General features: G+C 68.8%; 17 protein-coding genes. 8 read left to right on the top strand and 9 right to left on the bottom strand.

The window, feature by feature from the left end; translation table 11 throughout:
• Window positions 1-129: 129 nt before the first annotated feature.
• The 3 genes from KJ554_00670 to KJ554_00660 form a co-directional block, all read right to left on the bottom strand.
• Window positions 130-2,844 (bottom strand): alpha-glucosidase C-terminal domain-containing protein, encoded by a 2,715-nt coding sequence (locus tag KJ554_00670; GenBank protein ID MBU0740843.1) that lies wholly within the window; start codon window positions 2,842-2,844, stop codon window positions 130-132.
• Window positions 2,845-2,931: 87 nt separating this feature from the next.
• On the bottom strand, window positions 2,932-3,561 hold the full coding sequence (locus tag KJ554_00665; GenBank protein MBU0740842.1) for a lamin tail domain-containing protein: 630 nt from the start codon (window positions 3,559-3,561) through the stop codon (window positions 2,932-2,934).
• Window positions 3,562-3,708: 147 nt separating this feature from the next.
• Window positions 3,709-5,013: a phosphatidylserine/phosphatidylglycerophosphate/cardiolipin synthase family protein gene (locus KJ554_00660; GenBank protein MBU0740841.1), complete on the bottom strand. Its 1,305-nt coding sequence runs from the start codon at window positions 5,011-5,013 to the stop codon at window positions 3,709-3,711.
• A gap of 474 nt (window positions 5,014-5,487) precedes the next feature.
• Here KJ554_00660 and KJ554_00655 point away from each other — a divergent pair, with 474 nt between their 5' ends.
• Window positions 5,488-6,306 carry a kinase/pyrophosphorylase gene (locus KJ554_00655; GenBank protein ID MBU0740840.1) on the top strand — a complete coding sequence of 273 codons (819 nt, stop codon included), beginning with the start codon at window positions 5,488-5,490 and terminating at the stop codon, window positions 6,304-6,306.
• A gap of 43 nt (window positions 6,307-6,349) precedes the next feature.
• Here the strand turns inward: KJ554_00655 and KJ554_00650 are convergent, their stop codons facing one another.
• A complete protein-coding gene (locus KJ554_00650; GenBank protein ID MBU0740839.1) occupies window positions 6,350-7,828 on the bottom strand; it encodes an aldehyde dehydrogenase family protein in 1,479 nt (492 codons plus the stop codon).
• 102 nt (window positions 7,829-7,930) lie between these two features.
• Entirely contained in the window at window positions 7,931-9,490 is a 1,560-nt protein-coding gene (locus KJ554_00645) for a sodium/solute symporter (protein ID MBU0740838.1), read from the bottom strand.
• A gap of 321 nt (window positions 9,491-9,811) precedes the next feature.
• On the opposite strand from KJ554_00645, the gene KJ554_00640 reads away from it, so the two are divergent.
• Complete coding sequence (locus KJ554_00640; GenBank protein ID MBU0740837.1) at window positions 9,812-11,119, top strand: hypothetical protein; 1,308 nt, start codon at window positions 9,812-9,814, stop codon at window positions 11,117-11,119.
• Window positions 11,120-11,194: 75 nt separating this feature from the next.
• Here the strand turns inward: KJ554_00640 and KJ554_00635 are convergent, their stop codons facing one another.
• The 3 genes from KJ554_00635 to KJ554_00625 form a co-directional block, all read right to left on the bottom strand.
• Window positions 11,195-12,562 (bottom strand): sigma-54 dependent transcriptional regulator, encoded by a 1,368-nt coding sequence (locus tag KJ554_00635; protein ID MBU0740836.1) that lies wholly within the window; start codon window positions 12,560-12,562, stop codon window positions 11,195-11,197.
• Between the two features lie 17 nt (window positions 12,563-12,579).
• Complete coding sequence (locus tag KJ554_00630) at window positions 12,580-14,958, bottom strand: HAMP domain-containing histidine kinase (protein ID MBU0740835.1); 2,379 nt, start codon at window positions 14,956-14,958, stop codon at window positions 12,580-12,582.
• A gap of 161 nt (window positions 14,959-15,119) precedes the next feature.
• Window positions 15,120-15,686, bottom strand: coding sequence for a hypothetical protein (locus tag KJ554_00625; protein ID MBU0740834.1), 567 nt, complete (start codon window positions 15,684-15,686; stop codon window positions 15,120-15,122).
• 344 nt (window positions 15,687-16,030) lie between these two features.
• Here KJ554_00625 and KJ554_00620 point away from each other — a divergent pair, with 344 nt between their 5' ends.
• Together KJ554_00620 and KJ554_00615 are read left to right on the top strand one after the other, a co-directional pair.
• Entirely contained in the window at window positions 16,031-16,939 is a 909-nt protein-coding gene (locus KJ554_00620) for an ABC transporter ATP-binding protein (GenBank protein ID MBU0740833.1), read from the top strand.
• Window positions 16,929-17,717 (top strand): ABC transporter permease, encoded by a 789-nt coding sequence (locus KJ554_00615; protein ID MBU0740832.1) that lies wholly within the window; start codon window positions 16,929-16,931, stop codon window positions 17,715-17,717. Before KJ554_00620 ends, KJ554_00615 begins: the two co-directional genes overlap by 11 nt.
• 34 nt (window positions 17,718-17,751) lie before the next feature.
• On the opposite strand, the gene KJ554_00610 is transcribed toward KJ554_00615, so the two are convergent.
• Entirely contained in the window at window positions 17,752-18,648 is an 897-nt protein-coding gene (locus KJ554_00610) for a hypothetical protein (GenBank protein ID MBU0740831.1), read from the bottom strand.
• Window positions 18,649-18,878: 230 nt separating this feature from the next.
• Between KJ554_00610 and KJ554_00605 the strand changes: the two genes are divergently transcribed.
• The 4 genes from KJ554_00605 to KJ554_00590 all read left to right on the top strand — a co-directional run bounded on the left by KJ554_00605 (window position 18,879) and on the right by KJ554_00590 (window position 23,681).
• Window positions 18,879-20,006 (top strand): DUF819 family protein, encoded by a 1,128-nt coding sequence (locus KJ554_00605; protein ID MBU0740830.1) that lies wholly within the window; start codon window positions 18,879-18,881, stop codon window positions 20,004-20,006.
• A gap of 132 nt (window positions 20,007-20,138) precedes the next feature.
• Window positions 20,139-21,284: a potassium channel family protein gene (locus KJ554_00600; protein MBU0740829.1), complete on the top strand. Its 1,146-nt coding sequence runs from the start codon at window positions 20,139-20,141 to the stop codon at window positions 21,282-21,284.
• A gap of 127 nt (window positions 21,285-21,411) precedes the next feature.
• A complete protein-coding gene (locus KJ554_00595; GenBank protein MBU0740828.1) occupies window positions 21,412-22,638 on the top strand; it encodes an OprO/OprP family phosphate-selective porin in 1,227 nt (408 codons plus the stop codon).
• Window positions 22,639-22,973: 335 nt separating this feature from the next.
• A complete protein-coding gene (locus KJ554_00590) occupies window positions 22,974-23,681 on the top strand; it encodes a spondin domain-containing protein (GenBank protein MBU0740827.1) in 708 nt (235 codons plus the stop codon).
• Window positions 23,682-23,826: the final 145 nt, after the last annotated feature.

Genomic DNA, 23,826 nt, shown 5'->3' with positions numbered 1-23,826 from the left:
GACGTTGTCGGGCCGCTTAGGCCGTCGTGTTACCACGGACGACCCGGCCCCTCGCTACGGGGCTGACAGGCATCTACCCCGGCTGGCACCTCTCAGCCAGCTAGCTACGATGTGCCCTTGGCTGGGCACTCACTTCACCAGGACCACGCTTCGCGCCTGCTGGTCTGCTCCCGACTGCAATCGGCAGAGGTAGACGCCGGCGGGGACACCGTGGCCGCGATCGTCCCGGCCATCCCAGCCGAACACGTGGTCGCCGGCCGGCAGCTCGCGCCCGGAAAACAGCTCGCGCACACGCTCGCCGCGCACGTTGTAGACGGCGAGACCGACGAGCCGGGCCGAGGGCAGGCGCAGGTTGATCACCACGACGCGAGCGGAGCCGCCGCCGGTCGATACCGACAGGTCCCACGTGCCGTCGCCGCCGGCCGGTCCCCCGACGGCCGTCGCCGAGTCCAGCACGACGAACTGGTCCCCCGCGATCTCCGTCATGTCGGGCGCGACGCCCAGGCTGCCCGTCAGACCGCCGAGGCCCGGCAGCCACTGGTTGCTGACATCGCCGCCGCTCTCGAGCAGGAACGCCGCCAGCTTCACGCCGTCGATGTCCCCGCCGGCCAGACCCAGGTCGGCCAGGGACATGTAGATCTCGCAGCCGGTCGTGGCGCTGGCCGCGTCGGACACGTCGGACGCGGTCACGCCGCCGGTGTTGGAGTTGTCCTGGGCGACCCGCAGGCCGTTGGGATTGACGCCGCCGGAGAGCACGCCGTGCCCCGCGCCCACGGTGCCGGCGCCGCGGTAGGTCTTGTCGGTGCCGCCGCCGTCGAGCAGCGCGTAGAGATCGACATAGATGTTCCCGCTGAAGGTGTTGACGAAGAGCAGCTGGTCGGGAGCGAATCCAGCGTCAAGGCGCAGACCGGTCAACATGTCCGGGCCGTTGGGCGGGGGCGAGACGTCGGAGAGGTCGAGCACGTTCTGTCCGCCCGGCGCGAAGTCCAGCAACAGGCAGAGGCCGGTGCCGTCGGGGGCCAGATTCCCCGTCAGGCCCAGGAACAGCGAGTCGCCGCGGGCGCGGACATAGAGCTGGTCCAGTTCGGAGACGTTGTCGCCCAGGTGCGTGGGACCGTCCTGGGTGGCGAGCAGGCCCGCCGCCCCGAAGTCGGCCGGGATCCCGCGCCCGTCGACGAGGCTGGGCGGCGGCTCGGGCGCGGTCACCTCCACCTCGAGCAGCCTGTAGCCATAAGGCGCGAGGGCGAGCGGATAGGCGTCCTTGTTGGCTCCGGTCAGGGGCGAAAGGGTGGCGCCGGTCAGCAGGTCGAGCGGGGTGGTCGCGCCGCCGGCGATCGTGAAGTCGCCCAGGTCGAGGGCCATGTTCTTGGCGGAGCCGTCGACGTTGATCGCCACCAGTACCTGCTGATCCGCGTGGTCGCGCACGAAGGCCCACACCGCGCCGCTGCTCGCCGTGACCGGCGCGTAGCCCCCGCGGCGCAGGGCGACGTGGTCCCTGCGCGCGGCGATCAGCTCGCGGTAGGCCTCCAGCAACGAACCGGGAACGCCGAGCTGCTCCTCCACGCTCCGGCCGTCGTTGTCCTGCGAGATTCGGCCGGCGTAGGCGGCCGCGTTGAGCGCGAAGTAGTTGCTCATGGGCGGGCCGGCCACGGCGTTCCACTTGAAGGGCTCGCGCATGGGGATGTCGGCGGCATCGCCCGTGTAGCCGGTGTTCTTGGCGCCGCGCATGCCGATCTCGTCGCCGTGGTAGATGACCGGCGCGAAGGGCTGGGTCAGCAGGATGGCCGCGGCGGCCTTGCCCTTCTCGAAGCCGTCGCCGATCTGGGTGGCCAGTCTCGTGATGTCGTGGTCGTTGATGGTGCAGAGGAAAGTTCCCACGGGCGCCGCGCCCTGGACAGCCACGGCCGAGGCCATGGCGCCGTAGAGCGCCGACGCGTACTCGTTCTGCAGGGCGTCGCGGGCCGCGAACTCGAAGGGCTTGGTGAAGGCCGCGTCCATGCCGCCCAGCAGCTCGACGCCGCTGATGCCCCAGTCGGCCTGCTCGGCGAAGACGAAGACGTCCGGGTTGACGTCGCGCAGGGCCGCGCGCCAGGGCGCCCAGAAGGTGTCGATGTGGTATCCCCAGCCGTCCGGCCCGTTGGGATAGGTCTGCCAGACGTGGTCGAGTCGGAAGCCGTCCAGGCCGTCGGCGAAGTCGCCGTCCCCGTCCGGGTCTAGCCAGTGCCGCGCCCACTGCGTGACCAGATCGACCGGGTGGGAGTCGCGCAGGTCCCACCAGATCTGCCGCACCGTGTCGCCGTTCCAGGTGGTGAAAGTCGAGCCCTGGTACTCGGTGTTGGCCGAGTTGGTGAAGGCCAGCCAGTCGTCGTAGACGCTGCCGGGGTTGCCGTAGGCGTCCTGGAACCAGACCTCGTCGCGGCTGATCCCGTAGGCCACGAAGTCCACGAAGACCTTGATGCCCGCCGCGTGGGCCGCCTCGATGAACCCGACGAAGTCGCCCTCGTCGCCGAACCAGGGGTTGAGCTGGTCGCCCGCGCCGTGCTGGTAGCCGTGGTAGGCGACCGACGGGAAGACGGGATTCATCCACACCGCCGTGACGCCCAGGGTCTGCAGGTAGGGCAGCGAGGAAGTCATGCCGCCGAAGTCGCCGAATCTGAACGTGTCGCCGTCCGAGTCGCGCCAGCAGATGGGCATGAAATGGTAGAAGATCTCGTCGGACGGATCCTGGCCCTGGGCCGGGGCGAGGGCGGGCGCGGCGGCCAGCAGGGCCGTGAGGACAGCAACGCAGGCGGTGGTGCGGAGTCGCGGGCCGAGGGCGACGGCGTCCGGTCGGGCGTGAGTCATCGGCATCCTCTCTGGTTCACGACGACCGCGAGGGCGGTATCGCTCCCCACGATACCGCCCATCGTCGACTTCGGCTTGCCGTACTTCTTACCTGTACAGGGTCTTCAGCATGCCCCAGCTCGCATCCTCGTTGCCGATGGGATCGAGGCAGTCGGATGCATGGGACGTGTTGGCGCTGCCCGGCGTGATGCAGCGCAGGCTGAAGTCGGTCTCGTTGTCGTCCGTGTCGGACCCGTCAGGGAAACGTGACAGGCCGATGTGCAGGCTGGTGCCGTCGCCGATCACGACGGGATTGCCCTCGCCATAGGGCGCGCCGGTGGACCCCTCGTAGCTCAGCGCGTCGATGATGATGCCCAGGTCGTCCTTGATGACGATGGCGTCGGGTGCGCCGTTCTGGATCATGTTCGTTTCGGGGGTCCAGTCCAGGTCGCATGCGGGCGTGGTGGCCGGGTTGGCGCAGATCACGAAGTACTCGCCGGGCCCGAGCGTGATGGAGGGCAGCGGAATCGTCGCGTAGACTGCCGCACCGGAGCCGTTGATCAGCTCCACGGTCATGCCGTCCAGGGCATGCCCCGCCACGCCGTCGTTGAAGAGCTCTATGAACTCGGCGGTGTCGGTGCTGGGCTGGTCGTAGTCGACCTCGTTGATGATCACGTTGGCCTGCGCGGCCGCGGCCAGTGCGAGCGCCACCACGATCGTCAGTATCAATCTGCTCATTGCGAGGCTCCCTTTGCTGATTTCCAAGGGTGGGCTACACGGTTCTGCGAAAACAGATCCAGCTGTTATTATATCACAAATCGCGACCTGGATGTTGGTCCTGGTGCGGGCCGCGATCCCGGTCTCGACGAATGTCCGGAATCGCCGTCAGCGGCTCGCCCGTATATCCTCCCGGCGAGATCCATGCAGGGCCTGCAGGATCGATCTCGCCACGCCGATCACCCCCGAGCTGACCCCGCCGAGCACGGCGCTGGTCCGCTCCGCCGGCCACACCCACGAACCCGCGAGCCCCGGCTCCATGACCCTCCGCTCGAACTGGGCGATCAGGGCCGGCTCATCGACCACCGCCAGCACTTCGGGCTGCAGCGTTGAGCTGAGGAAGTCGAAGTTGGCCGAGCCGAGATACAGCGTCTCGCCGTCGACGAGCATGGCCTTGACGTGGGTCATCTCGCCGTCGGTCAGGCGCAGCCGGAGGTCGTGGCGGCAGCAGGCGTCCATGATGCTCTGCTTCATGGCCAGACGGTTGATGCGCTCCGAGGTGACGATGGTCACCTCGACGCCCCGCGCGCGCGCCGCGCCCAGCAGCTCGAAGTACGGCTCCGTGATGTAGGGGCATTCCAGGTAGATGCTCGCGCGGGCCGCGTCGATGCCGCGAGAGACCCGGTCGAGGATGTCGGTCCGCCCGCCGCCGCGCCCGGTCACCAGTTCCACGCCCGCGCTCGACGCCACCGTCGAGCCGGACACGCCGCCCCAGGAACGACGCACGTCGTCGGCCAGGGCCTGGGCGAGCTCGCCGTCGTCGATCCGCAGCATCAGGTCGTGCCAGGTGAAATTGTGCGCGCTGAAGTTGATGCCTCCCACGTAGGCCACGTCGTCGACGACCACGATCTTCTTGTGGTCGCGCGCGGCCAGGTTGTCCTCGCCGGGGCCGTAGGGCCGGCCGAACCGCACGGCGACGCCGTGGGCGCGCAGGTGCTCCAGCAGCCGGAGCGTGCGGCGCGCTTCCTGCCCGAGGGAGGCGTCGAAGAGACGCGTGGGATCGTAGAGGAACTCGTCGCTGACCACGTAGCGCGAGAAGGCGTCGACCAGCAGGCGCTTCTCCTCGGCCGGGCTGTCCACGAGCGCGGCGGCGAGCGCGTAGCCGGCCTCGTCCGCCTCGAAGCTCAGGGTCTGCACCAGCACCCGCTCCCGGGCTGAGGCCAGATCGTGCGCCACGGACGCCATGAACTCCGGGCCGTCGATGCAGAGCGTCAGGCCGCCGGCCGCCGGCGGGGGCGGCGCGGTCGCGGACAGCAGGGTGTCCAGGTCCGGGACGTCGCGGCCGGAATCGACCATATCGCCAACCAGTCCGGCGACGGGCAAAAGCAGCAGCGCCCCGACGACCAGCAGGGCGATCCTCGGTGGGAGGGAGATTCGACGGATTCGATCGGCGGCGGCTCGGATCGGTTTCATGACGGCGCCTCCCTTGGCTGGCCCGTCAACAAGCGCAAGTCGCTCGCGTTCCCGGGCGGGGATCGCCGCTGAGCTCTTGTCGCCGGCGTCGATCGACGGTATCTTCAACAGAAGCAACTCGCACGGCAGTGCGACGGTCCCGATGGCTAGCCCGGACGCGCGTCCGGGCCTGGGCGGCCAGGGGGGCCGGGCGAGATGGGACTCGCCGCAACCGGTTCGCCCGCTAAGGAGGTGATCCAGTGAGTTCTGATAGACACGGCTCGGCAAAGGTGGCGCCCCCGCGTTGAGGGGATTCCACGGCCAGCGGCTGAGGGAATGCATGCCCCGAGCGGGGCAACCCAGCGCCGCCCAAGCCGACCCTTATGGGCGCCGTCGCGGCAGCGGCGGCGCCTTTTTCGTGCGGACAGCGCGCACCAGCTGCGATAATCTGACCGGGTTCCCGGCACGGATGTCCCGGACACGGGAGATGTCGAGTTGATCGATGCGCCGACCCCCACGCTCTTCGTCGTCTCCGACGGCCGCGGCGACACCTGCAAGCAGGTGCTCGAGGCGGCGCTGGTCCAGTTCCCCACGGAAGCCTACCAGATCGTGGTGTGGCCGGAGGTGCGGACCGCGGAGCAGGTGGACTCGGTCATCGCGGCCGCGGTCGCGCGCGACGCCTCGGTCTTCTACACCCTGGTCAGCGATGAGACCCGCCAGGAGATCCAGCAGCGCGCGCAGCAACTGCTGGTGCCGTTGGTTGATCTGCTCGGACCGGCGTTCTCGGCCCTGCACGACGTCTTCACGAGCGACGCCCTGGCCAAGCCGGGGCTCTTCTACGCCTCGGACCACGAGCACTTCGACCGCCACGCCGCCATCGACTACACCCTCAATCACGACGACGGCCAGCGAGCCGACGAGCTCGACCAGGCCGACGTGGTGATCGTCGGCGTCTCGCGCGCGTCCAAGAGCACCACCTGCTTCACCCTCGCCTACCGGGGCATCAAGGCGGCCAACGTGCCGCTGATCGCCGATCAAATGCCGCCGAAGGCGCTCCAGAGGCTCGACCCCCTCAGGGTGATCGGCCTGCGCATCAACGTCTCGCGGCTGATGACCGTCCGCGAGGCCCGCTCCACGCACCTCGGCCTGGCCCACACCGGCTACTACGTGGACAAGCGCGAGGTGGCGCGCGAGATACGTCACGCCCACGACCTGATGGACAGGTTCGGCTGGCGCAGCTTCGACGCCTCCTACATGGCGATCGAGGAGATCGCGCGCGAGGTGATGCGGCTGCGGGGCGAGACGAGCGCCTGAGGGAGGTTGCACTGTTGCGGGGGGCGCCGACGACGCCTGGTCGTCAGCCGCGGTTGCAGTCGCGCTCCAGGTCCCGCGCCGAGAAGGCGGGATCCAGCAGGTGGGCCACCTCGCTCTCCATGCGCGCCGCGACCTTGCGCCGCGCCACGCGCTGGATGTTGATCAGGTGGCGGGCGGAGATGTTGTCGGTGGTGATGTTCTTGCCGCCCGCCCCGCAACCCAGCGTCAGGGACGGCTGCAGCGCGTTGTAGGTGCCGCCCAGCGCCCCCTGCGAGGCCGGCGTGTTGACGAGGATGCGCCCGGCGTTCATCTCCTCGGCGAAGCGCTCGATCATCGCCTCGTTGCGCGAGAAGATGCTGGCCGTGTGGCCCAGACCGCCGTGACGGTTGATGCGACGGCATAGATCGATCGCGTGCTCCAGGTCGGCGGCGGTGTAGGAGGCCAGGATCGGGGCGAGGATCTCGTGGGACAGCGGCGAGTGCAGGCCCACGTCGTCCAGCTCGGCCATCAGCAGCGTGGTCTCCGGCGGCACGTCGATGCCGGCCATCTCGGCGATCCGGGTCGCCGGCTGGCCGATGACCTCCGTGCGCATGATCCGCTGCGTCGCGTTGAAGGCGACCTCCGACAGGCGGCCCACCTCGTCGCCCGTCACGAAGTAGGCGCCCCGCCGCGCGAACTCGGCGTGGGCCTGCTCGGCGTGCAGGGCGCGGATCACCACCGCCTGTTCGCTGGCGCACACGGTGCCGTTGTCGAAGGTCTTCGACTTGACGATCTGCTCCACGGCGAAGGGCACGTCGGCGCTCTTGCCGATGTAGGCCGGCACGTTGCCCGGCCCGACGCCGATGGTCGGCGTGCCCGAGCGGTGCGCCGCGCGCACCAGTTCCACCGAGCCCGTGGCCAGGATCAGGGCCGTCTTGCGGTGGGCCATCATGTCCAGCGTCTCCTGCTGCGAGGAGCGCTTCACCCACTGTATGCAGTGTTCCGGCGCGCCGGCGGCCAGCGCCGCCTCGTAGCAGATCCGCGCCGCCGTGATCGAGCATTTCTTCGCCGCGCCGTGGGGCCGGATGATGAGCGGATTGCGCGACTTCAGGGCGATCAGGACCTTGAAGAGCGTCGTGGAGGTCGGGTTGGTGATGGGCGTGACCGCGAAGATCGGTCCCATGGGCTGCGCGATCTCCACGATGCCGTGGTCGTGGTCCTCGGCGATGACGCCGGCGGTCCGCAGGCCCCTGATGTCCTCGTGGACGAGCCAGGTGGCGATGGCGTTCTTGATCACCTTGTCGGCCACCACGCCGAGCCGGGTCTCCGCGACCGCCATCTCCGCCAGATCAACGCGCGCGTCGAAGCCGGCCTCGTAGGCGGCGCGGACGATGCGGTCGGTGGTCGCCTGGTCCAGCCGGGAGAATTCCCGCGCCGCCTGCACGGCCTGATCCATGATCTTGTCGATGTCCAGCGGCATGTCGTGACGCCTTTCGTGACGGCCCGCCAGCCCGTCGGCGGCGGTGGATCCGGGAGAGCCCATCATAGATCCAACACCACGGAAGATCCCACCTCAAACGATGGGCTCGAGACGACACGTTTCCTCGAGGCGGGCGACACCTTCGATGCGCGGGAACCCCAGACCTCAATGGAACACGACGTGCGCCACCGCCAGCAGAACCCCAAGCGCGGCGCCGAACCAGCCGATCCCCCTCGAGGCCACCTTGATCAGCCGCTCCCCTCCCGGCCGCCAACCGTTGCGCGCGATCGTCGGGACGGCAACCACCAGGAACGCCGACACGATGATCACGCTCGTCAGGATGAGATACGGTGTGCCGGCGAAGACCAGGTTCAACGCGATCGTGATGGGGATGGTCAGCACCAGCGCCGCCCACACCAGCCTGCGCGACGGGCCGGCCAGGAACACAGCCGAGGCGATCAGCACCACGAAGCCGTTCTTGATGAAGTAGCTGGTCTTCTTGAAGAAGGGATCGAGGGGGAACTCGGGGTTGGCCAGCTTGACGTAGGCGAAGGCGAAACCGAAGAGCACGCCGATGGCCAGGGTAACCAGGATCGCGCGGCGCCCCGTGGACACCACCTGCGCGTCGGCGGCGTCCGGCCTGAGCCAACGCTTGTAGATGTCCACCGACCACAGCGTGGAGATGGAGTTGAAGATCGAGTCCACGCTGCTCATCAGGGACGCGAACAGCCCGCACAGGACCAGTCCCTTCACCCCCGGCGACAGCAGCAGCTCCACCACGCGCAGGTAGGCCTGGTCCGGATCGACCAGCGCGTTTTCTTCGCCCAGGATGCCGACCAGCGCGATGCCCGGCAGCACCAGCATGGCCGCGGTGACGAACTTGAAGGCGCCGCCGACCAGCAGCCCGATCTGGGCGTCGCGGAGGCTGCGCGCGGCCAGCGACCGCTGCAGGATCACCTGGTTGCAGCCCCAGTACTGCAGATTGAGCATGTGCATGGCCACTATGCCCAGCCACGGCAGCTGCTTGTGCGAGTTGGGCAGGTGCAGGTGCATCCGGTCGCCGACCTGCGCGTACAGCTCGCCGAAGCCTCCCAACTCGCCGACGGCCAGCAGGGTGACCGTCAACCCCCCGCCCAGCAGCAGCACGAACTGGACGATGTCGGTGCGGACCACGGCGCCGAGCCCGCCGAAATAGGTGTAGGTGGCCGAGAAGGCGCCCAGCAGGACGATCATCGCGCAGATGCGCAGCGCGGGGGTGCCGCCCACGGCGGCCTGCAGCCCGTCCCCGTACAGGATCTCCAGGGAATACCCGCCCCAGAACAGGACCGCCCCGAGATAGAGCGTGCCGTAGAGGAACATCATCAGCAGCGAGTAGGTGGTGGCCACCCGGGCGCCGAACCGCCGCTCGAAGAACTGGGTGATGGTCACGACCCGCTCGCGCAGATACAGCGGCACGAAGACGAAGGCCGCCACGACCAGTCCGAGCACCGCGTTCAGCTCGAAGTTGGCCTGGGCCAGGCCGAAGGCGTAGGCCGAGCCGATGACCGCCAGGAAGTGGCCCGCGTGCAGATTGGTGGCGATCGTCGACGCGGCGATGGACCACCAGCCCAGGTTGCGGTCGCCGACGAAGTACTGCTCGGACGTGGCGTCGTGGCGCAGGCGCGCGCGCACGGCCACGACCATGACCACCGCGAAGTAACCCAGGATGACGAGGGCGTCGAGCATCGTTGTCCGATCGGCGAACGGCATGGGCGGCGCGTGACGGACAGACTATGCCGCACGATCGCGCCTCGGGCGAGCGATTAGTGCCGGACAGAACGATTCACCGCACAGGCCTGTGCGCGAGCGTCGACACCGCCGCGCCCGCCGGCGCGGTCCCGCCGCCGGGAACAAGTCGCCCAATCCGAAGGCCCCGTTCCGGATGCGGCCGGGGCGATCGATCCGGCCGGCGTGGTCCGGTCCTTGATCCTCATGCAGCGGGATCCCGGTGGGGCCTCGTCGATGCGACGAGTCCCGGATCGAACCGCCACCCGAAAGGAGATCGGCATGAAAAGCGAACGTGTCGTAGTCTATGTCTGGATCCTGAGCTGCTGCATGCTCGGGATCTCGGGATGTTCCGACGAAGACGTCGTCGACCCCGTCCTTCTGCCCGGAGACTCGATCATGCCCGTCGAGGACGATTCATGGGAGCACGGGTTCCCGGCGCCGACCGACCAGGATATCACCCGCTTCCGGCAATGGGGCGACACGCCTCCGCCGGGACTCGTGAACATCCAGTTCGCCGGTGAGAGCCTCACCTGCTGGCCGTATACGGGCACGTCCTACGATGGCGCGCCGATGGATCCGGTCAACCTCGTCTTCGTGGGCGAAGCCGATCCCGTGCAGATCCGGGCCGCCCTGATGTCGCTGGACGGCGACCGCACGGCCTACGGCTTCCCGCCGGCCGCTCCCTTCGATGCGATCTGGGCCGATGCCGTCGGCGGCGACGTACAGACCGCCTGGGCCGGCGAGGAGGGCTGGCTCGGTTCCGTCGTCCAGCTGCAGCTCGGCGGTTACGCCCCGCTGCGCGCGCACCTGAGACTGTTCCACGCCGGCGAGTCTTTCGGCGATGGAGGCACCTGGACGCTCGGCGGCGCACATTTCGAGGTGATGATCCCCGGCACCGCCGACCACCAGGTCCTGGGCTGGGAGATCGCCCAGCAGCTGGTCGTCGCCGACCTGATGCGCAGCGGCCTGCTGGACCCGGACGCACCGCTGGCGTCGACCGGCGCCATCAACGCGGCCCCGTCGTTCAGGGACATACCCCCGGAGATCTACAACGGGTTGCCTGCGGAGCTGATCGCGCTGGTGGGCGGACCCTCGCAGCCGGTGAGCGAGTCCGTCCCCCTGGTCTCGGACGGCGAAGGCACGGTCCTGCATCTGACGGGCGCCACCCCCGTCGAGCCCGGCGTGTTCGCCGATACCGTCACCATCACCTACGGGCAGTTCGTCCCCCGTCCGTTTTGCATGGAGAGTCCGTACGACTGGCTGTACGTGACGGGCCCCTTGGTATTCGACAACAGGACCACGGTCACCGGCGGCGGCCGGTATGCCTACCGGGGCGGCTACCGGGGCGTGCTCGAGGCGACACCCGTGGACATCTCCACCGGCGAACCCGTCGGCCCGTCCTTCCTGGCGAAGGTCAGCGGACGCCAGGCAGGGCGCCACCGTGGCTGTTCGAGCCGGGTCGTCTCGGTGGACCGGCGCATGACCATGGAGACCGGCGGTCCGCAGATCCACTTCACGCGACTGGTCAACTCCACCACCGGCGTCAAGAGATACGACGCCGTGACGCGCTGTCTCGACGACGAATAGCGCCCGCATGACCGGAGTTGCGAAAAGGCGGGACGGCACAGCCGTCCCGCCTGGCTGGATTTGGATAGCGAAGCCTCAGCCGTCGCGACGATCGGGACCGGCCCTCACGCCCAGCTCCTTCAGCAGCTTGTTCAGGTAGCTCCGCTGCAGACCCAGGTCCTTGGCGGCGCGCGTCTGGTTGCCGCCGGCCCGGGACAGCGCCTCGCCCAGGAAGCGGCGCTTGAAGACGTTCACGGCTTCCTTGAAGTGCAGGCCCGCGGGATCGGTCCGAGCGCCCATCGGCGCCCCGCTCAGTATCTCCGGCGGCAGCAGTCCCGGGGACAAGACGTCGGACGGGGTCAACACGACCATTCGTTCGACCGCATTCTTCAGCTGTCGCACGTTTCCCGGCCAGGCGTATTCGTTCATGATCTCGAGGGTCTTCCCGGCGAAACGCAGGGTCCCGCGCTTCAGTTCGGCGCCGAACCTTTTCAGGAAGACTCCGGCCAGCAGGACGATATCGCCGGCGCGTTCGCGCAAGGGCGGGACATCCAGCGAGATCACGTTGAGCCTGTAATAGAGATCCTCCCGGAACCGGCCCTCGGCGATCTCCTGGTGAAGATCGCGATTGGTGGCGGCGATGATGCGGCAATCCACGCGCACGGTCTGGTTGCCGCCGACCCGCTCGAACTGCCCCGTCTCCAGGAAATGGAGCAGCTTGGTCTGCAGGTTGGCGCTGATGTCTCCGATCTCGTCGAGGAAGGCGGTGCCTCCGCCCGCCGCCTCGAGCCTGCCGTCCTTGCGCCGGACCGCGCCCGTGAACGCGCCCCGCTCGTGCCCGAAGAGGGTCGATTCGATCAATTCGTCGCTGATCGCCACGCAATTCACGTAGACGAAGGGGCCACGCGCGCGCGGGCTCGCGCGGTGGACGTACTCCGCGAGCATGCCCTTGCCGGTGCCGCTCTCCCCGCGCAGCACCACCGTCGCATCGGACTTCGCGGCCCGCGCGGCCGTGGCGAGCAGGTTCGCCATCACGGCCGATTCGCCGATCACCGCGCCGTCGTCGCGCGCGGCCAGCGCCTGGTTGGCCCTGCGCAGGCGACGGTGTTCGAGGGATCGGTCCACGACCCGCTTCAGCAGCTCGAAATCCGACGGCTTGGTCAGGAAGTCGTCGGCGCCAGCCTTGAGCGCCTCCACGGCGTTCCGGACCGAGCCGTGGGCCGTGAGCACCACGATGTCCGCCCGGCAGCCGGCCGCCCTCAGGCGCTCCAGCACCTCCAGACCCGACAGTCCGGGCATGGACAGGTCCAGCAGGATCAGATCGAAGGTCTCGCGGGCCGCCATCCCGAGGGCTTCGTCTCCGTCGGCCGCCGTATCGACCACGTGACCCCAGTACGCGAAGCGATCCTCGAGGGCTTTCCGCAGGGTCGCGTCGTCGTCGATTATCAGCACTGCAGCTTTCACGAACAACCCCCTCCGCGTCATCCGGCGGGCAGGAGACAGCGGAACCGTGCCCCGCCGTCGGGATGAGTCTCTCCCGTCACCTCACCGCCCATCAGGTTCAGATATTCCCGCACGATGTAGAGTCCGAGCCCGAAACCCTGCTGCGTGGCGTGCGGACTCGCCGCGCCCTGCACGAAGCGATCGAACGGCTGCCGCAGATCGCCCAATCCCGGACCGTGGTCGCGCACGCAGATCTCCACGCGTCCGTCGGACGACCGCCGGGCATGGAGTTCGACGGCGCCTCCGGTCGGAGAATACCTGATGGCGTTGTCCACCAGGTTCAGCAGCGACTCGCGCAGCTTCGCGGCGTGACCCCTCGCGTGCAGATCCTCCGGCTCCACCGAGAGCGTCAGATCCACGCGTCTTCTCTCCGCCAGCGGTTCGGCCGTTTGCACCACGCTGAGGAGCAGCGGATTGAGCGCCAGCTCGCTCAGCGGCAGCTCGATGGCCGATTTCTCCAGCCTGCTGATCTCCAGCAGGTTGTTCACGAGGCTGCCGAGATGATCGACCGACTCCCTCACCGACCCCAGATAGGACCTTTGCTTCTCGTTCATCTCTCCGGCCAGTCCGTCGACCATGTTCTGCACCGACCAGTCGATCGACGCCAGGGGCGTGCGCAGGTCGTGCGCGACGCGGGACAAAAAATTCGTCTTTAGCCGGCTGAGCTTGTCCACCTGACGCCGTCGCATGGATTCGAACGCCGCCACCTGCACGATCTCGATGCGCCTGACCGCGTCGGTCGCGACGCGCGCGCAGTCCGACAGCCAGTCCACATCCTGCTCGATGAAGCGGCGATCGGTGGCGCGCCGGCTGATCAGGATGGCGCCGACCAGGCGATCCTCCCTGCACATGGGCTGGATATAGTCCATGCCGAGACGTGACAGGCGCCGCGGAAAGTCTTCCAGCTCGATCTCGGGCAAGCAGGTGCAACCGGGGCCGGCGGCGGGCTCGTTCTCCGCGATCAGGCTGTCGCGACATGTCGCGAAGAGCTCTTCCGTCCCGCTGTCCGGCAAGTCCCCGGATCGGATGAAGCCGTCGCCGGAGGAGACGATCACGCCGTGGCGGCGCGGGGCGAGCACGCGGCCCACAATTTCGTCGACGAGCCGGGCCAGCTCCTCGAGACCCGTCGCCGAGTCCAGGCGTCCGGCCAGACCGGCCAGGGCCGCGTCGCGGTCGCGCTCGATCTTGAAGAAGATACGGTCCACCCAGTCGCCGATCCTGTCCCGCAGGGGGGAGAAGAGCAGGCCGGCGGCCAGGCCGCAGGCCGCGGAGGTCAAGGGTATCCATGACAACGTACCGGCCAGATGGCGCCTGCACAGGGCCAGGATCGGCACCGGCACCAGGAGCACCAGCCCGGAGGCCAGCGCGCCGTAGATCAGGCTCCGGCGGATGATGATGTCGATGTCGAGGAACTGGTCGTACACGACCGCGAACACGAAGGCCAGGGGCACGGCGAGCTCCAGGATCCGGTCGAAGAAGGGCGGGAGCGGTGGTTCGAGACCTATCAGCTGGGGCAGCGTGCGCAGAAACACGTACGGCGCAGCACCGACGGCGAACCCCCACAGCAACCAGCGAACCTGCTTCTTCTCCCGTATTCGCTCCGCGCGCATGCCGCTGCGGGTGAGCACGACGAGGCCGGCCAGGACCAGGATCACCAGCAGCGCATCGGCCGCCAGCTGCGGCGTCTCCAGTCTCTCGAAATTCCCGGACGTGGGTTCGCCGAAATACCGCAGGAAGCCGGCGGCCTGCCACGCCAGCATGCCGCCCGATGCCAGCCACAGGGCCGGCATCAGCCAGGGCCGACGCTCGAGTACAACCTTGCGGCGGGGAAACGACAGCGCGAGACGAACGAAAGCCGGCGGCAGGAAGGCGAGGCAGGCCAGCTGGATCAGGGGCAGCACGATGCGTGGCTGGGCGGGGTCCGGATGATAGTAGACGCCTCCGATCATCACGGCCAGACCGTACAGGAGCGTGATCCAGTAGAACGCGGCAACGACGGGCTTCCCCACGCGCCAGGCGAAAACGAGGGTGGCGACGACCCAGAAAAAGAGCCCGCTGAAGAGAGTCACGCCGTAATACGACGACGAGAAGTTGCTTGCCAGTTCCACCCGCAGGGGCTCGCGGCCCGGCTGCTCTATCCGCAGCTCGGCCCCGGGCGGGAGGTCCTGAACGATGAACCGGAGTTCCGCGGGGGAACGGGCGGTACGCGAGGCGGCCTGCAGGGGGTAGGCGAGATCGTCCGCCGCCAGGTCGCGCGGCAGCACACCCTCATGGACCTGGATGGTGAACCCCCACACGCCCGCGACCAGGGCCAGCGCGGATATCAGCATGAAGAACCAGCGTCGATCGATGCTCAAGCGGAGACTCCCCACCCGCGGCCGGCACGGACCGTCCCGGCCAGATGAAATCCCTCCGGCTGACGCCGGCAGGACACGCGTCGTCCCATACTACCCCACGATCGCATGCCAGCACAACGAGCCCGACGCCGCCGCGATCGCGACGTCGGGCTCCACGGGGTCTAGTCGCCGGCGACCTTCGCCACGGCGTACCCGATGATCAGCGAGACGCGGTTGCCGTCGGGGTTGGTGGCGTAGGTCAGGTTGATGGGAACGCTGACCCCGCCGTAATCGAAGCTCTTGCCGACAGCCATCACCAGGGCCGTGTTGATCTCCGTCTGCTCGAGCTCGGACTTGGTCAACATCAGGTTGGGACCGAGCCCGAACTCGACGCCGCTCGGCAGGCGCACGCCCATGGCCAGGGTGCCGCTGGGAATGAACTTGCCGTATTCGACGCCGGCGATCATGGGCACGAATTCGACCACGAACTGGGGGCCGCCCCCCTGCGGGATGACCTGGTGCTCGAAATGCCAGCCGAACTGGCTCAGGACGCGGCCCATGCCTTCCCTCTCCAGGTCCGCGTACAGCGCACCGTGCCCGGTGACATAGGTCATGCCGAAACGGGGGCCGGATAGGCCGCGCTTTTCGAAGGTCACCGGTTCATCGGGAAACCCGGTCGCGGCCAGGGTCGGGGCTCCAGTCATGGCGGCGATGGCGATGGTGAACAGGAACAGGATCGCGCGTTTCATGGCTTTCTCCTCTCTTTCCACTCCTCCCGGCCGACGCCGGTCTTGCTCATGCCCCGACACACCAATTCCCATGCCGCCGGCGTGCCCGAGGGCCGGGGGCATGTCCAACCTCTTCATAATCAAGGAGTAACAGGTATCGAAGCCGCGATCCCGCAAACGGGAGTCTCTGGCGAGACGTCGACGATAGCGCAACGCGCTGTGTGCATATCCGTACACCTCGCACGAGCCCGCAGACGCAACGCCGAGGTTTAGCTTAGAAACCGACGCGCCTTTGGCTTATCCTCTGCCACGGCGTCGGCTCCGACTACGAGACCGCGCCGAATCTCCATGATGGGAACCTGCAGATGAACGAACCCGCCATCATCTGTCGCGACCTGACCAGGTACTACGGACCGGTACGCGGCATCGAGGGGCTGGACCTGCGCATCGAGAGGGGCGAGATCTTCGGTTTCCTGGGCCCCAACGGCGCGGGCAAGACCACGACGATCCGCCTGCTGCTGGATCTGATCCGCCCGACGCGCGGCACGGCATCCATCCTCGGCCGCGATTGCCGCGACGAGAGCATCGCCACCCGCCGGGCGGTGGGGTACCTGCCCGGCGAGTTCAACCTGTACGAGAACCTGACCGGCGCGCAGCTCATGACCTACCTCGCCTCCCTGCGCGGCGGCGTCGACGAGGCCCTGCTGCGCTCGCTCGCCGAGCGCCTGGGCTCTGACCTGACGCGTCCGATCGGCGATCTCTCCCACGGCAACAAGCAGAAACTGGCCCTGCTGCAGGCCTTCGCGCCGCGGCCCGAGCTGTTGATCCTCGACGAACCCACCAGCGGGCTCGATCCGCTGGTGCGCCAGGTCTTCCACGATCTGGTGCGCGAGGTGCGCGCCGAGGGCCGGACGGTCTTCCTGTCGTCGCACGACCTGTCCGAGGTGGAGAAGACCTGCGACCGCATCGCGAGCGTCGGGGACGGGCGGCTGATCGCCGTGGAGGAGGTGTCGGCGCTCCAGGAGCGGGCGCTGCGCCTGGTCCGGCTGGAATGCGCGCGCGAGCCGGATGCCGCGGTCTTCGCCGTCCTGCCCGACGTGGACGAGGTGGAGGCCGCCGGCCGCTGGTTGCAATGCCGCGTGCGCGGGCCGCTCGGACCGCTGCTGGCCGCGGCCTCGCCGTTCGAGGTGATCGACGTGATCAGCCGCAAGCCGAGTCTCGAGGAGTTCTTCCTGACCCTCTACGGCCGGGAGGCGAGCCGTCGTGCTGAGTAGCATCTACCTCAAGACCCTGCGCGACCTGCGCGGGCTGATCGCCGCCTGGGGTCTCGGCCTGGCGGCGGCCGCCGCGCTCAACGTGGTCTTCTTCCCGGCGTTCCAGAAGATGCCGGAGATCCTGACGTTCCTGAAGAGCCTGCCGCCGGTGCTCAAGACCTTCCTGGGCGACATCGACTCGGTGTTCACCCTGGAGGGCTTCCTCAAGCTGAAGCTCTTCGACATCCTGCCGTTGCTGCTGGCGGTGATGGGGGTCTCGCAGGGTTCTCGCGCGCTGACCGGGGAGCTGGAGCACAAGACCGTCGACATGCTGCTCGCGCTGCCGATCAGCCGCCGGCGCGTGGTCCTGGAGAAGTACCTGGCCATCGCCACCGCCGTCGCCGCGGTCGCCGCGATGGTCGCCGCCGGACTGGTCGCCGCCTGCGCCGCGGTCGGCGCGGACATCGACCGCATCTACCTCCTGGCCGCGACCTTCAACGGTCTGCCGCCGACCTGGCTGTTCGTCGCGCTGGCCGTGTTCGGTTCGTGCGCCATGCGAACGAGCCGGCACGCCGCCATCCTGGCGGGCGGGGTGGTGATCGGGAGCTACGTCTTCGAGACCGTGCGCCTGATCTCGCCCGAGCTGGCCGGCTGGCGGGCGGTGTCGATCTTCGCCTACCACCGCGCGGGCGTGACCCTGGCCGGCGAGCTGGCGCCCGGACCGGCCGTCGCGTTCACCGCCCTATCCGTCTTGCTGCTGGTCCTGGCGGTGGGCGCGTTCGAGCGGCGCGATCTGTAGGCAGCGGGCGAAAGCCGGCACGCCATGACCGCGGTCACTGCTGCAGCACCTCGACCTCGCCCATCTTCTCGCGCAACGTGAAGCGGAGCGTCGGGACGGGTATCTCGGGCACGTCGGTCCGCAGGCCGGCCACGCGATCGTCGATGCCGCTCACCGTCACTCCCTGCGGCACGCGCACGCTCATGCCCCCCATGTTCACCGAGAGGTTCACGTCGCAATCGCGGATCCAGTCGCCGCCGAGATCCACGTCGGCGCCGCCCATGCGGCAATGGATGTCCAGGTAACGCGGGCTGGCGTTGCCCAGCCGCGACGCCTCGAAGCCGCCCATGGACCCCCTGATCGACAGCCTTTCGATGGGCTCGCGCAGGGGCTCGTCCACGTTGAATTCGAAACCGCCCTTGCGGTAGACGATGGCGGCGTCGGTGATCCAGAGACCGCCGATGTCGGCCTCGAACCCGCCCTCCTCCACCTTGATCTCCAGGGCGATAGGCACGTCCGGCGGCAGGTAGACATGGACGTAGTTCTCCGTGTCGGCGCCCATCAGGACGCGGAACAGGGCCTGCAGCCCAGGCATGGTCCTGTGGAAGTCGAGGCTGTAGATCCAGGTCTTGTCCGGGTACCTCTCGAACTCGTCCACGAGCGTGTAGGCCTCCTTGTCGTAACGGGTCTCGACCCGCAGGCCCTCGCCCGGCTCGGCGGGGCGGATCCAGAACTCGCCGTGGCCCAGGGCGAGGATCACGCGGCCCGCCGACGATATCTGCGCGCCGATCCCCGCAGCCGCGACGGGCGCCAGCTGCGCCTCCTCGAACTCCTGGCCGCCGAGTCCGCGCCAGGCCAGCAGGGCGGAGACGGCCGCGAAGAGGAACCCGAAGACCAGCAACCCCAGACAGCCGAACAGGCACGACTTGAAGAAACCCGGCCTATTACCCATGATCTTCCCGGCCCTTTCGATGCGTGTGCGTTGCGACGCGAGCGGCTCGAAGGTAGCAGATCGCGCCAACCGGCGCCGCAGCGGAAAATCCCGCGCGGGCCAGACGGGGTAATCGGAATTGGTTCCGAACCGAATATGATGTATGTGTAGATGCGCACGTCACGGCGTGAAACTCGCGATCGGTCCGACCGGGAACGGAGCCCGCCTTGAATCCGCTGATCCCCCACGACATGACCTGGGCCATCTGGTCGGTGCTGCTGGCCGGCGCCGCCTTCGGTCTCTGGGCCGAGAACACGAAGGTCGGCCGCAAGCTGTCCGGCGCCGTCCTGACCATGGGCTTCACCTTCGCCCTGTCCAACCTGCGCGTGATCCCCGCCGCGGACGTGCCCGCCTACGACGTGGTCTGGTCCTACCTGGTGCCGCTGGCGATACCGCTGCTGCTGCTGCGGGCCGATCTGCGCCGCATCCTGCGGGAGGCCGGCCCGACCCTGCTGGCCTACGTCATCGGCGCCGCAGGCACGGTGATCGGGACGGTCGTCGCCTTCCACGTCGTGCCGCTGGGCCCCGAGGGCTGGAAGCTGGCCGCCATCTTCTGCGCCACCTACATCGGCGGCTCGATGAACTACGCCGCCGCCGCCGAAGCGGTGCAGCTCCAGTCGGGCGACCTGCTGACCGCGGGCGTCGCAGCCGACAACCTGGTGATGGCGCTCTACTTCCTGGTGCTGTTCGCCCTGCCGTCGCTCGTCTGGCTGCGGTCCCGCTATCGCATCCGGGACACGGCGGGGAGCGCGTCCGCGGGCACCGGCGGCGCGTCGGTGGCCCAGGCCGACGCCTCGCGCCCGCCGGACCTGCTGCGCACCGCCTCCGCGCTCGCGCTCGGGGCGGGGCTATGCGCCGTCGGCTATGGGTTGGCCGACCTGCTGGGACTTCAGGGCGGCGGCATCCTGGTCGTCACCGCGTTGACGGTCGTGCTGGCCACCGCTTTTTCGCGCCAGCTCCGCAACCTGGCCGGGGCGGAGGTGGTGGGCGCATTCCTGATGCAGATCTTCTTCGCGGTCATCGGCGCCAGCGCCAACATCGGCGTGGTCTTGAGCGTCGGGCCGTCTCTCTTCGTCTTCGCCGCGGTGATCCTCGCGGTGCACCTGACCGTCCTGCTGGCGGCCGGCAAGGCCGCCGGGCTGGACCTCACCGAGCTGGTCATCGCATCGAACGCCAACATGGGCGGCCCGACCACCGCCGCGGCCATGGCGGTGGCGCGGCGCTGGCAGCACCTGGTCCTGCCGGCGATCCTCTGCGGCACGCTGGGCTACGCTGTCGCCACGTTTGTCGGGGTGATGCTCGGGCATTGGCTGCGGTGACGATAAGAGCCCCTCGACCGCCAGATCAGCCGTCTCTCCGGATTCCCGCCTCCCATTCCGCCCTCAATCCGCCCGCATCCCGGCCGACGATTAACCGAGAACGAATCCCACGGATCGATCGAACGGACGGTCATGCAGACCAACAGCCGCTTGCTGCGCCATGTCCTGATCATCACGGCCGCCGTCATCGCGTGCGGCACGGCCGGTTTCGTGCTGATCGAGGGCTGGCCGCTGTTCGACGCCTTCTACATGACCATCATCACCTTGACGACGATCGGTTTCGGCGAGGTCCACGAGCTCTCGGGCCCCGGCCGGGCCTTCACCCTCGTCCTGGTGGTTTTCGGCCTCGGCGCCGCGGCGGCGTTCGCGGCCCAGTTCACACGTCTGCTGATCGAGGGCGACCTGAGCGAGTACTGGAGGAGACGACGCATGGAACGGACACTCTCCCGCCTGAAGGATCACGTGATCGTCTGCGGTTACGGTCGCATCGGGGCGTCGATCTGCGCGGAGCTGAGCGCCATGGGCGCCACCCTCGCCGTCATCGAGAAGGACGAGGAGCGCCAGGCCGAAGCCCGCGCCTCCGGTCTTGCCGTGATGCCCGGCAACGCCACCAGCGATACCGCCCTGCTCAGCGCCGGCGTGCGGCGCGCGGCCGCGGTCGTGGCCGCCCTGTCCCACGATGCCGACAACGTCTTCGTGGCCCTGTCGGCCCGCGACCTGAATCCGGCCGTCGTCGTCATCGCGCGCGCCGAGGATCGGTCCCTGGAAGCCAGGATGCTCAAGGCCGGCGTGAACCGCATCGTCTGCCCGGCCCAGCTCGGCGGCGGCCGGATCGCCCATCTGGTCGGCGAGGAGATCGGTCTCGAGAAGCGGCCGGACAACCGGCACGTGGCCGACGTGATGGGCTACGACCTGAAGATCTACCGCAACCTCACCGACCGGCCCCAGACCCTGCACGAGGTGGAATTCGCCACCGGCTCGCTGCGCACCCTCGCGGTGATCCAGAGCGACGGCACCCGCGTCAACGACCCGCCGCCGACGGCCACCCTGGAGGAGATGGAAGCGGCCGTGCTGCTCGTCGACCTCAACGCCGTCAAGCCCCGCCGTCACGGCGAAAGGAAGCCGCACGAAGAGGTCCGCGGGGATCAGAGCGTGGGCATCGCGCCCATCGACGCCGAGCACCAGCGCATCCTGTCCCCGGCCCAGCGCCTCGATGCCTTCGATCCGGTGAGCAGCCCGCAGGTGACCGGGGAGATCCTGGACGATCTGAAGGACTAGTCCGGAACCGGTGACCCCGGCATCCCCGCGACCCGCCGACGAGCCCGAAAATGGCGATTGAAGTCTCCGCGGCCGGGCGCGACATTCCTACGCGACACGTCACCCGTACCGACAGCGAGGAATTCGCATGAATGGAACGATCAAGACGATCCTGTCCGTCTTCGCCCTGAGCGCCGTCGCCGCGTCCGCCGCCCGGGGCGGCGCGCGTCTCGAGTTCGGCGACGGCTCCCTGATCGATCTGGGCTTCCGGCTGCAGTTCATGGTCGTCCAGAGTCAGGATGATCTGGACGGCGACGGCGCGTTCGAGAACGTCCAGGACTTCGTGCTGCGCCGCGGACGCTTCCGCCTCTCGGGCCTGGTGAACGAGAAGCTGTCCTGCTTCCTGCAGACGGCCATCAACGGCGCCACCGACGAAGTGGGCCCGACCATGCGCATGACCGACGCGCGGATCGAGTACGCGACGCACCCCGGCGCCCGCTTCTTCCTGGGACTGCACAAGGCGCCCACCTCCCGCCAGGAGCTGACCTCCGCCGCCGCCCGTCTGGCCATCGACCGCCCCGGTTTGGCCGGCAAGTGCCTCAACCGGGGCGCGGACGTGCTGACGGTGTTCGCCAACGCGACGTACGAACCCGGCGGCTCCGGCCTGCGCGGCGAAGAGGGCGCCCGCGACATGGGCGTGACGCTCTTCGGGACGGGTGCCCTCGCCGCCGACGTCCACCTCAAGTACTACCTCGGCGTCTACGACGGCATACAGGCCGCCGGCGCCGATGCGGAGCGCTACGCGGGGCGCGTGCAGCTGAACTTCGGCGACGCCGAGGAGGCGTTCTCCGTCTCGTCCTACTACCTGGGCGGCAAGAACACCGTCGGGCTCGGCCTGTCCTACGACACCCAGCAGAGCGTGGCGGCCGACGCCGGCGGCGGGACCGTCGATTACGCCATGCTCGCCGCCGACGTCTTCCTGGAGAAACCGCTCGGCGGGGGCACGCTGACCGTGGAGGGCGGTTACACGGCGCTCGACTTCGGCGGCGCCGTCCGCCTGGTGACGCCCGCCGCGGCGCCGGCGCCCGCGGTCACCCTTGATCTCAGGCGGTCCCAGGGCGGCGGATTCTACGCCCAGGCCAGCTACCTGCTCGGCGGTTCCTGGCAACCCTGGGTCGAGTACGAGTCCTGGACCAGCGACGCCGCCGACGGCACGGGCGGCTATACCTCGCTGCGCCTGGGCCTGTCGTACTTCGCGCAGGGCCACAACGCGAACCTGAAGCTCGGCGTGGAACGCTTCACCCCGGAGATCCCGTTCTCCGCCGTCGAGGATGGGCTGACCAGCGCGGTCTGCGGCGTCTTCCTCGCGTATTAGAGGATGGTATTCGTCCTGTCTGTGGGTATCTTGTCGTATCGACACCAGCGACGACAGGATCCCCGGCAGATCGGACCCCCGGATGAGACCAGCGATCGGAATCTCGACCCTCGCCGCCGGCCTCGCGCTGTGCTGCGCGCTCACCACGACGGCAGCGGCCGCTCCCGGCCACCCCGCCCGGTACCGGGTGGACCTTCGCGGCCACCTGGAGCGCCGCCACGCACCCCGAGAACTTCCCGCCCGGCCCGCACTTCTCCTGGCTGATCGGCGGCACACACGACGACCAGGTCGCGTTCTGGGCGCTCGGCGACACGGCGAGTCTCGGCATCGAACGCATGGCCGAGTGGGGCAGCATCACGCCGCTGGACCTGGAGGTCGGGGACGCCGTCGCCGGCGGACAGGCCGGCGAGGTCATCGCGAGCGACGCGTACACCGTCTCGCCCGGCTCGTTGAGCACCGAGTTCACGGCCACGCCCTCGTTCCCCCTGGCGACGGTCGTGACCATGGTCGCGCCCAGCCCCGACTGGTTCACGGGCGTCGCCGGCCTGGATCTGCGCGACGGGGACGCCTGTATCGAGGAGATCACCGTGGAGATGTGGCCCTACGACGCCGGCACCGACAGCGGCGTGACGTACACGTCGGGCAACCAGGACACCTCCCCCTCCGGGCCCATCGCGCCCATCGACGGGACGCCTTTCACACCGGGCGTCCCGCTGGGGACCATGACCTTCACGCTGCTGACGTCCGCCACCGCCGTACCGGCCGCCGGCGTGCTCGCGATGAGAGTCCATCCCAACCCCTTCAATCCCCGGACCACCGTCTCCTTCACGACCACCGTGTCGGGACGGGGGGCGGTCAGGGTCCACGACCTTCGCGGCCGCGCCCTGCGGGAACTGTGGCGAGGCCACGTCGATGCGGGCCGCTTCGAGATTCCGTGGGACGGCCGCGACGACCGCGGTCGGCTCCTGCCCTCGGGCGCCTACCTGGTCGCCGTCCGGGTCGGTGCGGAGCGCGCCACGGCCAGGATCCTGCTCGCCCGCTGACGGGTCCGCGATCGGGCAGACGACCATGCGACGGGCCACCGGGTCTCGCCGGGACACGGCCCGGAACGGCCCCGCCGCGGGTCCGCCCCGCCGCCGGGCGCCGCCACACCTGCAACTTCCCGTATTTCATTCCATTACGAGATCG

Source organism: bacterium (assembly GCA_018814885.1).
Lineage (GTDB): Bacteria > Krumholzibacteriota > Krumholzibacteriia > LZORAL124-64-63 > LZORAL124-64-63 > JAHIYU01.
Note: the sequence above shows the minus strand (reverse complement) of the source record. Positions and strands in the feature narration are given on the sequence as shown.